Source organism: Salinisphaera sp., assembly GCF_002729955.1.
Classification (GTDB): Bacteria; Pseudomonadota; Gammaproteobacteria; order Nevskiales; family Salinisphaeraceae; genus Salinisphaera.
Window position 1 is genome coordinate 1 of sequence record NZ_PBYA01000020.1, and the last position, 15,617, is coordinate 15,617.

The following is a 15,617-nucleotide window of genomic DNA, read 5'->3' on the forward strand; positions in this document are numbered from 1 at the left end:
ACTGATCCACCCGATCGCGATGGAAGAAGGCCTGCGCTTCGCCATTCGTGAAGGCGGCCGCACCGTGGGTGCCGGCGTCGTGACCAAGATTACGGAATAGGGAATAGCACGCTGGCGGCGCGCGAGCCGTCGGGCGAAAGCTCGGTTGCTCGTGGTGCCGCCTTCGTGTCTCTGAGCCGCAAATGGGGCGGGGCAGTTGCCAAACCGGCAAACTGTGATAACATCCGCCGTCCTTTTTCGCGGGCAGTGAGTTTACGCGCATAGGCCAGTAGCTCAATTGGCAGAGCAGCGGTCTCCAAAACCGCAGGTTGGGGGTTCGAGTCCCTCCTGGCCTGCCACGTAAACGCAGCATTTCCCACTTTTCGGTCGAGTCGTCGATGGCAACCCAAGAGAAACGTACGAGCTCCGCGCTCGACACAGCGCTGCTATGGCTTGCCGTTGCCGTGCTGCTGGCGAGCATGGTCGGCTACTACTATTTCACGGCGCATACCGACCTCGTGCGCGTGCTCGGCCTGCTGGGCGGCACCGCCGTCGCCATCGCCATTGCATTGCAGACCGCGATTGGCAAGACCGCCTGGGCGTATATCCAGGGGTCGCGTACCGAGCTGCGGCGCATGGTATGGCCCACGCGCCGTGAAACGGTGCAGACCACGCTCATGGTCGTGGTCGTGGTGCTCATTCTGGCCGTGTTCATCTGGGCACTGGATATCGTGCTCGCTTGGGCTGTTCAATTCCTGACCGGCCGCTAGGCGCAAGGCGAATACTTATGGCCAAGCATTGGTACGTGGTTCATGCCTTCTCGCAGTACGAGAAGAAAGTGCGCGACTCCCTGAAGGAGTACGCGGCGCGCCATGGCATGGAAGATTATTTCGGCGACATCCTGGTGCCGACCGAAGAGGTCGTCGAGGTCAAGGATGGCCAGCGCCGGACCACCGAGCGCAAGTTCTTCCCCGGCTATGTGCTCGTGCACATGGAAATGAACGACGACACCTGGCATCTGGTCAAGAGCGTGCCGCGTGTGCTGGGCTTCATCGGCGGCACGGCGGATCGCCCGGCGCCGATCACCGACGCCGAGGCGGATCAGATTCTCAACCGCGTCGAAGAGTCGGTCGAGAAGCCGCGTCCGAAGACGGTGTTCGAGCCGGGTCAGGAAGTGCGCGTCATCGACGGGCCGTTTGCCGATTTCAACGGCGTGGTCGAAGAAGTCAATTACGAAAAGAATCGTCTGCGTGTGGCGGTTACGATCTTCGGGCGTTCCACGCCGGTCGATCTCGAATTTGATCAGGTCGAAAAGAGCTGATTCATTGTCGCGGCGCAAGCAGCGCCGTATTCATTGTCACAGGGAGCCCGGGTCAGGCCCGCGGCGTGTGTACCTGAAGGAGTAGTTCAATGGCCAAGAAGATTAGCGGCTATATCAAGCTGCAGATCCCGGCCGGCAAGGCCAATCCGAGTCCCCCGGTGGGTCCGGCTCTGGGTCAGCACGGCGTCAACATCATGGAATTCTGCAAGGCGTTCAACGCCGAAACGCAGGATATCGAGCCGGGTCTGCCGATTCCGGTCGTGATCACGGTGTTCTCGGACCGCAGTTTCTCGTTCATCAAGAAGACGCCGCCGGCGGCAATTCTGTTGAAGAAGGCGGCCAAGATCACCAGCGGTGCTGCGGATCCGCTGCGCAACAAGGTCGGCACGGTCACTCGTGCCCAGGTCGAGGAAATTGCGCAGACCAAGTGGGCAGACCTCAACGCTGCCGACATGGATGCCGCCGTTCGCATTATTTCAGGCAGTGCCCGTTCCATGGGCATCAAGGTGGAGGGCTAAGCCATGGCGAAGATTTCCAAGCGCAAGGCTGCCATCCGCGACCAGATCGACCCGGTCAAGGTCTATCCGGTGGATGAAGCCCTCGATCTGCTCAAGAAGCTGTCCAGCGCGAAGTTCACCGAGTCGGTCGAAGTGGCCGTGAACCTCGGCGTGAATGCGCGCAAGTCGGATCAGAACGTGCGTGGCTCCACGGTCATGCCCAACGGGACCGGCAAGAGCGTGCGCGTCGCCGTGTTCACCCAGGGCGAGAACGCCGAGAAGGCCAAGGCCGCTGGCGCCGACGTTGTCGGCTTCAATGATCTGGCCGAACAGGTTCAGGCCGGCGAGATCAACTTCGACATGGTCGTCGCCACGCCGGACGCGATGCCGGTCGTGGGTCGCCTGGGTCAGATCCTGGGTCCGAAGGGCCTGATGCCGAACCCCAAGACAGGCACGGTGACCACCGACGTGGAAACCGCGGTCAAGAACGCCAAGGCAGGTCAGGTGCAGTATCGCACCGACAAGGCCGGCATCATTCATTGCGCGATCGGCAAGGTCGACTTCGAGAATGCCGCGCTCAAGGAAAATCTGGCTGCGTTGATCGCCGATCTGCGCAAGGCCAAGCCGGCCAACGCCAAGGGCGTGTATTTCAAGAAGGTGTCGCTGTCGACGACGATGGGTCCCGGCCTGGCCGTGGACGCCGGCAGTTCGACGGCGGCTTAGTTAGAGAGATTCCGGCGCTACGGCCTCTGCGGGCGTAGCGCCGGTCAGGAAGTTCTTTGTAGCGCAGCCCGCTCTTTGGATGGCTGCGTCGTCAAAGACCGTTAGGCGAGCCGAAGGTGTCGGCTCTTAAAGGCGACCACGCCAGCCTACGCAGATGACGTGTGTCGCGCGGCGCTTTCGGGTGCCAAGCGGCAGTCGTCGACGGGCATGTCTTCGGGCGTGTCCGGTCAATCATCCGGCGGCATGTGCCGTCGGTTTGCTCAAGGAGTGATGACTATGGCCATGAGTTTTCAAGCCAAGCAGGCCATGGTGGCAGAAGTCAGCGACGTGGCGAATCGCGCGCATTCCGCAGTGATTGCGGAATATCGCGGTCTCACGGCTGGCCAGATGGACGCACTTCGCGTGAACGCCCGTGAGGGTGGTGCGTATCTGAAGGTCGTCAAGAACAGTCTGGCCAAGCTGGCCCTGAAGGGCACCGATTACGAATGCATGAGCGAAGCGTTCGTCGGGCCGGTCATTCTGGGGTTCTCCCTGGAAGATCCGGGTTCGGCGGCACGCGTCGTCAGTGATTTTCGTAAGGATCACGATGCCCTGAAGGTGACGGCGATCTCGTTCAACGGGCAGCTGCTGCCCGGCGAACAGCTGGATCGTCTGGCCAAGCTGCCGACCCGTGACGAGGCCCTGTCCCAGCTGATGCGTGTCATGAAGGCGCCCATCGACAAGCTGGCACGGACCACGCGCGAGCCGGTTGCGAAGCTTTCCCGCACCGTGGCTGCAGTCCGCGACGAAAAGCAGGCTGCTTGAATCATTTGAATCGGGCCGACCGGCCCCAAACGTATTAGGAGCGAAGAATGGCTGCTACTAAGGAAGAAGTACTCGAAGCGATCTCCCAGATGTCCGTGATGGACGTCGTCGAGCTCGTCGAGATGATGGAAGAGAAGTTCGGTGTGTCCGCGGCTGCCCCGGTGGCGATGGCTGCGGCCGGCGGTGGCGGCGGCGAAGCCGCGGCGGCCGAAGAGCAGACCGAGTTCGATGTGGTTCTGGCCAGCTTCGGCGACAACAAGGTTGGCGCCATTAAGGCTGTCCGTGCCATCACCGGCCTGGGTCTCAAGGAAGCCAAGGAAATGGTTGAATCCGCGCCCGCCACCCTGAAGGAAGGCGTTGCGAAGGAAGAAGCCGAAGAAATGAAGACCAAGCTTGAAGAAGCCGGCGCCAAGGTCGAGCTCAAGTAAGGCAGGACGCGTCAAAGGCATTGTTCGAAACGATAATTTGACGCATTAGGGGATTTGGCTGGTAGCGGGAGACGCTGCCGGCCTTTTCCCGTTGCCTCCGACCGAAAGCGCGCGCGATACCGGCTGCGAAATACTCACGGTTTTGCAGCAAGTCCAACCAGAGGGTTGAGTGACATGGCCTACTCGTTTACCGAGAAAAAACGTATTCGCAAGGACTTTGCGAAACAGCCTTCAGTGCTGGAGATGCCGTTCCTGCTGGCGACCCAGCTGGATTCCTATCGGCAGTTTCTGCAAAAGGATCTCGATCCCGAAAAGCGCGCTGGTGTGGGGCTGCATGCCGCGTTCTCGTCGGTGTTTCCGATGTCCAGTCATTCGGGCAGTGCCGCGCTCGAATATGTCAGCTACCGGCTCGGCCAGCCCGTGTTCGACGAGAAGGAATGTCGCGTACGCGGCATGATCTACTCGGCGCCGCTGCGCGTGACCGTGCGTCTGATCATCTACGATAAGGACAGCAAGGCCACCCCGAAGCCGGTCAAGGACATCAAGGAGCAGGAAGTCTACATGGGCGAACTGCCGCTCATGACCGACACCGGCACCTTCATCATCAACGGTACGGAGCGGGTGATCGTCAACCAGCTTCACCGTAGTCCCGGTGTGTTCTTCGACCACGATCGTGGCAAGACGCATTCCTCGGGCAAATACCTGTATTCCGCGCGCGTGATTCCGTACCGCGGCTCGTGGCTCGATTTCGAGTTCGATCCGAAGGACAACGTCTACGTGCGCATCGACCGCCGCCGCAAGCTGCCGGCGACGGTGCTTCTGCGCGCGCTCGGTTACGACACCGAGCAGATGCTGGAGATCTTCCACGAAACCAACATGTTCCATCTGTCCGACAAGGGCGTCGAAATGGAGCTGGTGCCCGAGCGTCTGCGCGGCGAAACCGCGACGTTCGATATCAAGGCCGGCTCCGATGTGATCGTCGAGGAAGGCCGTCGTATCACGGTGCGCCATATCCGCAAGCTGGAAGAGGCGGGCGTGGACCGTCTCGAAGTGCCGGAAAGCTATCTCGTGGGCAAGGTGCTCGCGCGCGGCATCATCGACACCGACACCGGCGAAGAACTGGCCCCCGCCAACACCGAGCTCACCGAAGAGCTGGTCGAAGCGCTGCGCATGGCCGGCATCCAGGACGTGCCGACGTTGTACGTCAACGACCTGGACCACGGTCCGTACATGTCCAACACGCTGATGGTCGATCCCAGCACCACGCAGCTGGAAGCGCTGGTCGAGATCTATCGCATGATGCGTCCCGGCGAGCCGCCGACCAAGGACGCCGCGGAGAACCTGTTCGGCAATCTGTTCTTCAACGAGGATCGCTACGATCTGTCGGCCGTCGGCCGCATGAAGTTCAACCGCCGCCTGGGCCGCGAAGAAGCCACCGGTGAGTCCGTACTGTCCAACGACGACATCATCGACGTGCTCAAGGAGCTGGTGTCGATTCGTAACGGCATCGGCCAGACCGACGATATCGACCACCTGGGCAACCGTCGCGTGCGCTCGGTGGGCGAGATGGCGGAAAACGCCTTCCGTACCGGCCTGGTGCGTGTCGAACGTGCCGTGCGCGAACGGCTGTCGATCGCCGAATCCGAAGGCCTGATGCCCCAGGACCTGATCAACGCCAAGCCGGTCGCGGCCGCGGTGAAGGAATTCTTCGGCTCCTCGCAGCTGTCGCAGTTCATGGACCAGAACAACCCGCTGTCCGAGGTCACGCACAAGCGTCGCGTCTCCGCGCTCGGCCCGGGTGGTCTGACCCGTGAGCGCGCCGGCTTCGAAGTGCGCGACGTGCATCCGACCCATTACGGCCGTATCTGCCCGATCGAGACGCCGGAAGGCCCGAACATTGGTCTGATCAACTCGCTGTCGGTGTATTCGCGCACCAACGAATACGGCTTCCTGGAGACGCCGTATCGCAAAGTCGAGAACGGCCGTGCGACCGAAGAGGTCGAGTATCTGTCGGCCATCGAGGAAGGCCGTTACGTCATCGCCCAGGCCAACGCCCGCGTCGACGACAACGGCGACCTGGTGGACGAGCTGGTCTCCTGCCGTCACCTCAACGAGTTCACCATGGCCTCGCCGGATCGCGTCCAGTTCATGGACGTGTCGCCGAAGCAGATCATGTCCGTGGCCGCCTCGCTCGTGCCCTTCCTGGAGCATGACGACGCCAACCGCGCGCTCATGGGTTCGAACATGCAGCGTCAGGCCGTGCCCTGTCTGCGTGCCGACAAGCCGCTGGTGGGCACCGGTATCGAACGCAAGGTGGCGATCGACTCCGGCAACGCCGTGACCGCACGCCGTGGCGGCGTGGTGGAAAAGGTCGACGCCTCGCGTGTGGTGGTCCGTGTGTACGACGAGGAAACCTCGGCCGAGGAAGCCGGCGTCGACATCTACAACATGGTCAAGTACACCCGTTCGAACCAGAACACCTGCCTCAACCAGAAGCCGCTGGTGGCACCGGGCGATCGCATCGAGCGCGGCGACGTGCTCGCGGACGGTCCGTCCACCGACATGGGCGAACTGGCCCTGGGTCAGAACCTGCTGGTGGCCTTCATGCCCTGGCACGGTTACAACTTCGAGGATTCCATCCTCATCTCCGAGCGCGTGGTCGAGGAAGACCGCTTCACCTCGGTGCATATCGAAGAACTGACCTGTGTCGCGCGCGAAACCAAGCTCGGGCCGGAGGAAATCACCTCGGATATTCCGAACGTGAACGAATCCGCGCTGCAGAAACTGGACGAATCGGGCATCGCCTATATCGGCGCCGAAGTGAAGGTCGGCGATATCCTGGTGGGCAAGGTCACGCCGAAGGGCGAAACCCAGCTCACCCCGGAAGAAAAGCTCCTGCGGGCCATCTTTGGCGAGAAGGCATCCGATGTGAAGGACTCTTCGCAGCGGGTGCCGCCGGGCATGGACGGCACCGTGATCGACGTGCGGGTATTCACCCGTGACGGCGTCGAGAAGGACGCCCGTGCGCTGTCGATCGAGGAAGACGAACTGGCCGAGGTGCGCAAGGACCTCAACGACCAGCAGCGTATCTTCGAGGACGATCTGTTCGATCGCCTGCGCAGCATGCTGCTGGGCAAGGTCGCTGACGGCGGCCCGAACAAGCTCAAGGCCGATGCCAAGATCACTGCCGACTATCTCGACGGCCTGGATCGTGGCAAGTGGTTCGATATTCGTCTGCAGGACGAAAGCGCACAGTCGCAGCTTGAGGCCATCGCCCAGCGCCTGAAGGATCAGAAGGCCGACTTCGAGCGTCGTTTCACCTCGAAGAAGGAAAAGATCACCCAGGGCGACGAGCTTGCCCCGGGCGTGCTCAAGATGGTCAAGGTCTATCTGGCCGTTAAGCGTCGTGTACAGCCGGGCGACAAGATGGCCGGCCGTCACGGTAACAAGGGCGTGATCTCGCAGATCGTGCCGGTCGAGGACATGCCGTATCTGGAAGACGGCACCCCGGCCGACATCGTGCTCAACCCGCTGGGCGTGCCCTCGCGCATGAACATCGGTCAGGTGCTGGAAACGCATCTGGGCTGGGCCGCGCGTGGCATCGGTCTGCGCGTGGGCGAAATGCTCGAGCAGCAGAAGGCCGTGGGCGAGATTCGCGAGTTCCTGAAGAAGGCCTACTACACCGAAGGCGGTACTCAGGAAGACATCGACAGTCTCAACGATGAAGAGATGATGACGATGGCCGGCAACCTGGTCGGCGGCATGCCGCCCGCGACGCCGGTGTTCGACGGTGCCGACGAAGACGAGATCCGTCGTCTGCTCAAGCTGGCCGGGCTGCCGGAAAGCGGGCAGGCCACGCTGATCGATGGTCGCACCGGTGACACCTTCTCGCGGCCCGTGACCGTGGGCTATATGTACATGCTCAAGCTCAACCATCTGGTCGACGACAAGATGCATGCGCGTTCCACCGGTCCGTACTCGCTGGTCACCCAGCAGCCGCTGGGCGGCAAGGCGCAGTTCGGCGGCCAGCGCTTCGGCGAGATGGAGGTCTGGGCGCTTCAGGCTTACGGCGCGGCCTACACGCTGCAGGAAATGCTCACGGTGAAATCCGACGACGTGACGGGTCGTACCCGCATGTACAAGAACATCGTCGACGGCGATCACCAGATGCATGCCGGCATGCCCGAATCGTTCAACGTGTTGACCAAGGAAATCCGTTCGCTGGGTCTCAACATCGAACTCGAGGAAGATGATTAGTGAGGTACGCGGTGGCGGCCGGCTCGTCCGGCCGCCAGCGGCGGACTAACCCACCGCCGCGCGTTGTGTCCACGCCCCTCACGATCTGGAGTACCCCATGAAAGATCTGCTGAATCTGTTCAAGAGCGCCGACGACGTCGAAGAGTTCGACGCCATCAAGATCGGCCTCGCGTCGCCGGAAACGATCCGTTCGTGGTCGTTCGGCGAGGTGAAAAAGCCGGAAACCATCAACTACCGTACGTTCAAGCCGGAACGTGACGGGCTGTTCTGTGCGCGTATCTTTGGCCCGGTCAAGGATTACGAATGCCTGTGCGGCAAGTACAAGCGCATGAAGCACCGCGGTGTGATCTGCGAAAAATGCGGCGTCGAGGTCACCCAGACCAAGGTGCGTCGTGAGCGCATGGGTCATATCGACCTGGCATCGCCGGTCGCCCATATCTGGTTCCTCAAGAGCCTGCCGTCCCGTATCGGTCTGCTGCTCGACATGCCGCTGCGCGCGATCGAGCGCGTGCTGTATTTCGAAGCCTATGTGGTCACCGACCCGGGCATGACCCCGCTCGAGCCGTACTCGCTGCTCACCGAAGAGGAATACCTCGATACGGTTGAACAGTACGGCGACGAGTTCGCGGCCAAGATGGGCGCGGAAGCGGTACTCGACATCCTTCGCAACATGGACATGGGCGCAGAAGCGGCGCGCATGCGCGAAGAACTCAATGCCACCGGTTCGGCCACCAAGATCAAGCGTCTCGGCAAGCGCCTCAAGCTGCTGGAGTACTTCCAGCAGTCGGGCAACAAGGCCGAGTGGATGATCATGCGCGTACTGCCGGTGCTGCCGCCGGATCTGCGCCCGCTGGTGCCGCTGGACGGCGGTCGGTTCGCGACCTCGGATCTCAACGATCTGTATCGCCGCGTGATCAACCGCAACAACCGTCTGCGTCGCCTGCTCGAACTCAACGCCCCGGACATCATCGTGCGCAACGAAAAGCGCATGCTGCAGGAGTCCGTGGACGCGCTGATCGACAACGGCCGTCGCGGCCGCGCGATCACCGGCTCCAACCGTCGCCCGCTCAAGTCGCTGGCCGACATGATCAAGGGCAAGCAGGGCCGTTTCCGTCAGAACCTGCTGGGCAAGCGTGTCGACTACTCGGGCCGTTCGGTCATCGTGGTTGGCCCGACGCTCAAGCTGCACCAGTGCGGTCTGCCCAAGAAGATGGCCCTGGAGCTGTTCAAGCCGTTCATCTATTCGCGCCTGCAGCGTCTGGAGCTGGCCTCCACGATCAAGGCCGCCAAGAAGATGGTCGAGCGTGAAGAGCCGGAAGTCTGGGATATGCTCGAGGAGGTCATCCGCGAGCACCCGGTCATGCTCAACCGTGCGCCGACCCTGCATCGTCTGGGTATCCAGGCGTTCGAGCCGGTGCTCATCGAAGGCAAGGCGATCCAGCTGCATCCGCTGGTCTGCACCGCCTTCAACGCCGACTTTGACGGCGACCAGATGGCCGTCCACGTGCCGCTGTCCATCGAAGCACAGCTGGAAGCGCGCGTGCTGATGATGGCCTCGAACAACATCCTGTCGCCGGCTTCCGGTGCGCCGATCATCGTGCCGACTCAGGACGTCGTGCTCGGTCTGTACTGGATGACGCGCTCGCGCGTGAACCAGCTCGGCGAGGGCATGACCTTCGCGGACGTCTCCGAGGTCTATCGTGCCTATGACGCGCAGCAGGTCGATCTGCAGGCGCATATCAAGGTGCGCATCAACGACGTCGACGTGGACGAGGACAACAACCAGACGCCGGTGACCCGGATCGTGGAAACCACGGTCGGCCGTGCGCTGCTGTCCGAGATCCTGCCCAAGGGGCTGCCGTTCAAGCTCATCAACCGCGAGCTGGACAAGAAGGCCGTGGGCGATGTCATCAACTCCAGCTATCGCGACGTGGGTCTCAAGGACACCGTCGTGTTTGCTGACCAGCTGATGTACACCGGTTTCCGTATGTCCACCCGGGCGGGTATTTCCATCGCCGTGGGCGACATGGTGATCCCGGAAGAAAAGACCACCGTGCTGGCGCGTGCCGAGGACGAGGTCAAGGAGATCGAGGAGCAGTACACCTCCGGTCTCGTGACCCAGGGCGAGCGCTACAACAAGGTCATCGATATCTGGTCGCGCGCCAACGAACAGATCGCGGGCGCCATGATGGACAAGCTCGGACTCGACGAAGTGGTCGACTCCGAAGGCAACGCCATCGACCAGACGTCGTTCAACTCGATCTTCATGATGGCCGATTCCGGGGCGCGTGGTAGTGCGGCCCAGATCCGTCAGCTGGCCGGCATGCGTGGCCTCATGGCCAAGCCGGACGGCTCGATCATCGAAACGCCCATTACCGCGAACTTCCGCGAGGGTCTGAACGTACTTCAGTACTTCATCTCCACGCATGGTGCGCGTAAGGGTCTGGCCGATACCGCCCTCAAGACCGCGAACTCGGGTTATCTGACCCGGCGTCTCGTGGACGTGTCCCAGGACGTGGTCATCACCGATCACGACTGCGGCACCGATCAGGGCATCATGATGTATCCCATCGTCGAAGGCGGCGATGTGGTCGAGCCGCTGCGCGAGCGCGTGCTCGGTCGTGTGCTGGCCTCCGACGTGGTCGACCCGGCCACCAACCACACGTTGCTCGATGCCGGCCAGCTGCTCTCCGAAAAGGAAGTGGATCTGCTCGAGGTCAATTCGATCGACGAAGTGCATGTCCGCAGCCCGATCACCTGCGAGGCGCCCTTCGGCGTCTGTGCACAGTGCTACGGCCGCGACCTGGCACGCGGTGAGCAGGTCTCGATCGGCGAGTCCGTGGGCGTGATCGCCGCGCAGTCGATCGGTGAGCCCGGCACCCAGCTGACCATGCGTACCTTCCACGTGGGTGGTGCGGCTTCGCGTGCGGTCTCGGCCGACGGTGTGGAAATCAAGTCCGCCGGTACCGTCAAGCTGCACAACATCAAGACGGTCGAGCACGCCGAAGGCGGCCATCTCGTGGCCGTATCCCGCTCCGGCGAGATCGGCGTCATGGACGAGAACTACCGCGAGAAGGAACGCTACAAGATCCCCTACGGCGCGCGTCTGCACGTCGGCGAGGGCGATGCGGTGGAAGCCGGTGCGCGTCTCGCGGACTGGGATCCGCATACCCATCCGATCATCTCGGAAGTCGCCGGCAAGGTGAAGTTCGAGGAGTTCATCGAGGGTGTGACCGTCCAGCGCGAAATCGACGAGATCACCGGCGTCTCCACGCTGGTGGTCACCGAGCCGAAATCGCGTGGTCAGGGCAACCGCGACCTGCGTCCGGTGATCAAGCTGCTGGACAACGACGGCAACGAGCTCAACTTCCCCGGCACCGAGATCCCGGCAGCCTACAGTCTGCCGCCGAAGGCGATCGTGGTGGTCGAGGACGGCCAGAGCGTGGTCGTGGGCGACGTCACCGCACGTATCCCGCAGGAGTCGTCCAAGACGCGTGATATCACCGGTGGTCTGCCGCGTGTGGCCGACCTGTTCGAAGCACGCAAGCCCAAGATCCCGGCAATCCTTGCCGAGGCCGCGGGCACGATTCGCTTCGGCGAGGCGACCAAGGGCAAGCAGCGCCTGAAGATCGTCGACACGGAAGGCTACGAGAACGAGATCCTCATTCCGAAGTGGCGCCAGATCAACGTGTTCGAAGGCGAGCACGTCGAGAAGGGCGAAATCATCTCGGACGGCGAGCCGATGCCGCATGACGTGCTGCGTCTGCAGGGCATTCCCAAGCTGGCGGACTACCTGGTCAAGGAAATCCAGGACGTCTACCGTCTGCAGGGCGTGCGCATCAACGACAAGCACATCGAAGTGATCGTGCGTCAGATGCTGCGCCGGGTGGAGATCACCGATGCGGGCGATACGTCGTTCCTGCAGGGCGAACAGGCCGAGTACCAGGCGGTGCTCAACGAAAACCGGCGTGTGGAGGCCAAGGGCGAGCAGCCGGCGACCTTCGAGCGCCTGTTGCTGGGTATCACCAAGGCCAGTCTGTCGACCGAGTCGTTCATCTCCGCGGCATCGTTCCAGGAGACCACGCGTGTGCTCACGGAGGCCGCGGTACGCGGCGCCCGCGACGATCTGCGCGGTCTCAAGGAGAACGTCATCGTGGGCCGTCTGATTCCGGCCGGTACCGGCCTGGCGTACCACGAACAGCGCCGTCGCGAGCGTCTCGGCCCGCTGGATCTGGAAGGCGCGCTGCCGCGCGACGAGCAGATCCCGGGCGCAAGCGAAGAAGCCGAGGCTCAGGAATCGACCAACGAAGACTCCGCCTGAGGCGATATGGCGCGCCGTGCTTGACAGCGCGGCGCGCCACTATTAGTATCCGCCGTCCTTTAACGGCAGCACGACGTCGGGTCGCGCTGCCTTAATATTTTTAATCGATCGAGTAGGGTGACGACGTGTCTACGGTCAACCAACTGGTCCGCAAGGGCCGCAAAGACAAGCGCCAAAAGAACGACGTACCCGCGCTGCAGGGCTGTCCGCAGCGCCGTGGTGTGTGTACGCGTGTCTATACCACCACGCCGAAGAAGCCGAACTCCGCGCTGCGTAAAGTAGCCCGTGTTCGCCTGACCAACGGTTTTGAAGTCGCCAGCTATATCGGCGGTGAGGGTCATAACCTGCAGGAACACTCGGTCGTGCTCATTCGTGGCGGTCGTGTGAAGGACTTGCCCGGTGTGCGTTATCACACCGTGCGCGGTGCGCTGGATGCCTCGGGCGTCGAAGCGCGTCGTCAGGGTCGTTCCAAGTACGGCGCCAAGAAGCCGAAGTCCTAGTTCGAACGTACTAGTTCCCAGAATACCTAAAGGTTCACTATGTCCCGTCGTGCATCCGCGCCGCGTCGCGAAATCCTGCCCGATCCTCGCTACCACAGCGAGCTGCTTGCCAAATTCATGAACATGATCATGGAAGATGGCAAGAAGTCGAAGGCCGAAGCCATCGTTTACGGTGCGCTGACCCAGATCGGCACCAAGAAGGGTACCGACGAGCCGCTGGAAATTCTCGAGGAAGCGCTGGACAACATCCGTCCCGCCGTCGAGGTGAAGTCGCGTCGTGTGGGTGGTGCCACCTACCAGGTGCCGGTCGAAGTGCGCGCCGTACGTCGCACGACGCTGGCCATGCGCTGGGTGATCGACGCGGCGCGCAAGCGCGGCGAGCACTCCATGGCGCAGCGGCTGGCTGGTGAGCTGCTGGATGCCTCTGAGCATCGCGGCGCCGCGGTCAAGAAGCGTGAAGACACGCACCGCATGGCTGACGCCAACAAAGCCTTCTCGCATTTCCGCTGGTAAGACGCGCGACCATCGCGCGCTCCATTTCGTAAGAATCAAGAGACTTTCATGGCCCGTAAGCATCCTCTAGAGCGCTATCGCAACATCGGCATCATGGCGCATATCGATGCCGGCAAGACCACGACGACCGAGCGCGTGCTCTACTACACCGGTATCTCCCACAAGATGGGCGAAGTGCATGACGGCGCGGCCGTGATGGACTGGATGGCGCAGGAGCAGGAGCGCGGCATCACGATTACCTCGGCCGCTACCACCTGCTTCTGGCAGGGCATGGAGCAGCAGTACCCCGAGCAGTACCGCATCAACATCATCGACACTCCGGGCCACGTGGACTTCACCATTGAAGTCGAGCGTTCCCTGCGTGTGCTCGACGGCGCGGTATGCGTGCTGGACGCCAATGCCGGCGTAGAGCCGCAGACCGAAACGGTGTGGCGTCAGGCCAACAAGTACCATGTGCCGCGTCTGGTGTTCGTCAACAAGATGGACAAGCTCGGCGCCGACTACTATCGCTGCGTGCAGATGATGCGCGATCGTCTGGCGACCCATCCGGTATCGATTCAGCTGCCCATCGGCGCGGAAGACGATTTCGAGGGCGTGGTCGATCTGCTGCGCATGCAGGCGATCTACTGGAATCAGGAAGACGCCGGGCGTACCTTCGAGGCCCGCGATATCCCCGATCACCTCAAGGACGATGCGGCCAAGTATCGCGAAGAGATGGTCGAGGCGGCTGCTGAAGCCAGCGAAGAGCTGATGGACAAGTACCTCGAAGAGGGTGAGCTGTCCAACGACGATATCAAGGCCGGCCTGCGCACGCGCACCATCAACAACGAAATCTGCCTGTGCCTCTGCGGCACCGCCTTCAAGAACAAGGGCGTTCAGGCAATGCTCGACGCCGTGGTGGACTATCTGCCGGCGCCGACGGAAGTGCCGCCGATCAAGGGCCAGGACGCCAACGATCCGGATACCAAGATCGAGCGTCGCGCCAGCGACGACGAGCCGTTTTCCGCGCTCGTGTTCAAGATCGCGACCGATCCCTTCGTGGGTTCGCTCGCCTTCATTCGCGTCTATTCTGGCGTGCTTGCCTCGGGCGATGCGGTCTACAACTCGATCGAGAACAAGAAAGAGCGTGTCGGTCGTATCCTGCAGATGCACTCGAACACGCGTGAAGAAATCAAGGAAGTCCGCGCCGGCGATATCGCCGCGGTGGTCGGCCTGAAGAACGTCACCACCGGTTACACGCTGTGTGCGCCGGACTCGCAGGTCATCCTTGAGCGCATGGAGTTCCCGGATCCGGTTATCGCCGTGGCCGTGGAGCCCAAGTCCCGTGCCGACCAGGAGAAGATGGGTGTGGCCCTGTCGAAGCTGGCCCAGGAGGATCCGTCCTTCCAGGTTCGTACCGACGAGGAAACCGCGCAGACCATCATTTCCGGGATGGGTGAGCTGCACCTCGAAATCATCGTCGACCGCATGAAGCGGGAGTTCGGTGTCGAGGCCAACGTCGGCGCGCCGCAGGTGGCCTACCGTGAAACCATCCGCAAGGAAGTCGAGCAGGAAGGCAAGTTCGTTCGTCAGTCGGGTGGTCGCGGTCAGTACGGTCACGTTTATCTGCGCCTTGAACCGCAGGAAGAAGCCGGCGCCGGCTACGAATTCATTAACGCCATTACCGGTGGCGTCGTGCCGAAGGAATACATCAACTCCGTGGACAAGGGTGTCCAGGAAGCGATGACCAACGGTGTGGTCGCCGGTTATCCGATGGTCGACCTCAAGGTCACGCTGTACGACGGCTCCTATCATGACGTTGACTCGAGTGAGTCCGCGTTTAAAATAGCCGGCTCCATGGCGTTCAAGGACGGTGCTCGCAAGGCATCGCCGGTTCTTCTCGAGCCGATGATGGACGTTGAGGTGGTGACCCCGGAAGAGTACATGGGTGACGTGATGGGCGATCTGAATCGCCGTCGCGGTACCGTCAAGGGCATGGAGGACATCCCCACCGGCAAGCAGCTGTCTGCTGAAGTGCCGCTGTCGGAGATGTTCGGTTATTCGACCGATCTGCGCTCGATGAGCCAGGGTCGTGCAACCTACACCATGCAGTTCGAGAAATATTCGGAAGCGCCTTCGCACGTGATTGAAGGCCTTACCCGCAACCAGTCGCAAAAGGCATAAGAGGTAGTTCCGTGTCCAAATCAAAATTCGAGCGTAACAAGCCGCACGTAAACGTCGGCACGATTGGTCACGTGGACCATGGCAAGACCACGTTGACGGCGGCGCTGACGG

General features: G+C 62.0%; 11 protein-coding genes, 1 tRNA gene and 2 pseudogenes. All 14 read left to right on the plus strand.

Features of this window, described 5'->3' with window-relative positions:
• A pseudogene (locus tag CMN27_RS05410) lies at positions 1-100 on the plus strand (elongation factor Tu); the annotation flags it as partial.
• A 162-nt stretch (positions 101-262) separates the two neighbouring features.
• Positions 263-338 (plus strand) — tRNA-Trp (locus CMN27_RS05415).
• Between the two features lie 39 nt (positions 339-377).
• On the plus strand, positions 378-749 hold the full coding sequence (gene secE, locus CMN27_RS05420; RefSeq protein WP_293624664.1) for a preprotein translocase subunit SecE: 372 nt from the start codon (positions 378-380) through the stop codon (positions 747-749).
• Between the two features lie 17 nt (positions 750-766).
• The gene (nusG, locus tag CMN27_RS05425; RefSeq protein ID WP_293624666.1) at positions 767-1,300 is read left to right on the plus strand and encodes a transcription termination/antitermination protein NusG; all 534 of its coding nucleotides are present in this window, start codon (positions 767-769) and stop codon (positions 1,298-1,300) included.
• Between the two features lie 89 nt (positions 1,301-1,389).
• Complete coding sequence (rplK, locus tag CMN27_RS05430) at positions 1,390-1,818, plus strand: 50S ribosomal protein L11 (RefSeq protein ID WP_293624668.1); 429 nt, start codon at positions 1,390-1,392, stop codon at positions 1,816-1,818.
• Between the two features lie 3 nt (positions 1,819-1,821).
• Positions 1,822-2,520, plus strand: coding sequence for a 50S ribosomal protein L1 (gene rplA, locus CMN27_RS05435; protein WP_293624670.1), 699 nt, complete (start codon positions 1,822-1,824; stop codon positions 2,518-2,520).
• A gap of 282 nt (positions 2,521-2,802) precedes the next feature.
• Entirely contained in the window at positions 2,803-3,324 is a 522-nt protein-coding gene (gene rplJ / locus CMN27_RS05440; RefSeq protein WP_366515407.1) for a 50S ribosomal protein L10, read from the plus strand.
• Between the two features lie 47 nt (positions 3,325-3,371).
• Positions 3,372-3,752: a 50S ribosomal protein L7/L12 gene (rplL, locus tag CMN27_RS05445; RefSeq protein WP_293624674.1), complete on the plus strand. Its 381-nt coding sequence runs from the start codon at positions 3,372-3,374 to the stop codon at positions 3,750-3,752.
• Positions 3,753-3,926: 174 nt separating this feature from the next.
• A complete protein-coding gene (rpoB, locus tag CMN27_RS05450) occupies positions 3,927-8,009 on the plus strand; it encodes a DNA-directed RNA polymerase subunit beta (protein ID WP_293624676.1) in 4,083 nt (1,360 codons plus the stop codon).
• A 97-nt stretch (positions 8,010-8,106) separates the two neighbouring features.
• Positions 8,107-12,225 (plus strand): annotated as a pseudogene (gene rpoC, locus CMN27_RS05455) (DNA-directed RNA polymerase subunit beta'); the annotation flags it as partial.
• A 230-nt stretch (positions 12,226-12,455) separates the two neighbouring features.
• Positions 12,456-12,830: a 30S ribosomal protein S12 gene (gene rpsL / locus CMN27_RS05460; protein WP_006913624.1), complete on the plus strand. Its 375-nt coding sequence runs from the start codon at positions 12,456-12,458 to the stop codon at positions 12,828-12,830.
• 39 nt (positions 12,831-12,869) lie between these two features.
• Complete coding sequence (gene rpsG / locus CMN27_RS05465) at positions 12,870-13,343, plus strand: 30S ribosomal protein S7 (protein WP_006913625.1); 474 nt, start codon at positions 12,870-12,872, stop codon at positions 13,341-13,343.
• Between the two features lie 48 nt (positions 13,344-13,391).
• Positions 13,392-15,506, plus strand: coding sequence for an elongation factor G (gene fusA, locus CMN27_RS05470; RefSeq protein ID WP_293624685.1), 2,115 nt, complete (start codon positions 13,392-13,394; stop codon positions 15,504-15,506).
• Between the two features lie 11 nt (positions 15,507-15,517).
• Positions 15,518-15,617 (plus strand): GTP-binding protein (locus CMN27_RS05475; protein WP_293624689.1); only part of this gene is annotated, 100 nt, incomplete at its 3' end.

Excerpts from the sequence above, each read along its gene's own strand:
- rplL (WP_293624674.1), top strand. The coding sequence starts at position 3,372 with ATGGCTGCTACTAAGGAAGAAGTACTCGAAGCGATCTCCCAGATGTCC.
- secE (WP_293624664.1), top strand. The coding sequence starts at position 378 with ATGGCAACCCAAGAGAAACGTACGAGCTCCGCGCTCGACACAGCGCTG.
- fusA (WP_293624685.1), top strand. The coding sequence starts at position 13,392 with ATGGCCCGTAAGCATCCTCTAGAGCGCTATCGCAACATCGGCATCATG.
- rplA (WP_293624670.1), top strand. The coding sequence starts at position 1,822 with ATGGCGAAGATTTCCAAGCGCAAGGCTGCCATCCGCGACCAGATCGAC.
- rpoB (WP_293624676.1), top strand. The coding sequence starts at position 3,927 with ATGGCCTACTCGTTTACCGAGAAAAAACGTATTCGCAAGGACTTTGCG.
- rplK (WP_293624668.1), top strand. The coding sequence starts at position 1,390 with ATGGCCAAGAAGATTAGCGGCTATATCAAGCTGCAGATCCCGGCCGGC.
- rplJ (WP_366515407.1), top strand. The coding sequence starts at position 2,803 with ATGAGTTTTCAAGCCAAGCAGGCCATGGTGGCAGAAGTCAGCGACGTG.
- nusG (WP_293624666.1), top strand. The coding sequence starts at position 767 with ATGGCCAAGCATTGGTACGTGGTTCATGCCTTCTCGCAGTACGAGAAG.
- rpsG (WP_006913625.1), top strand. The coding sequence starts at position 12,870 with ATGTCCCGTCGTGCATCCGCGCCGCGTCGCGAAATCCTGCCCGATCCT.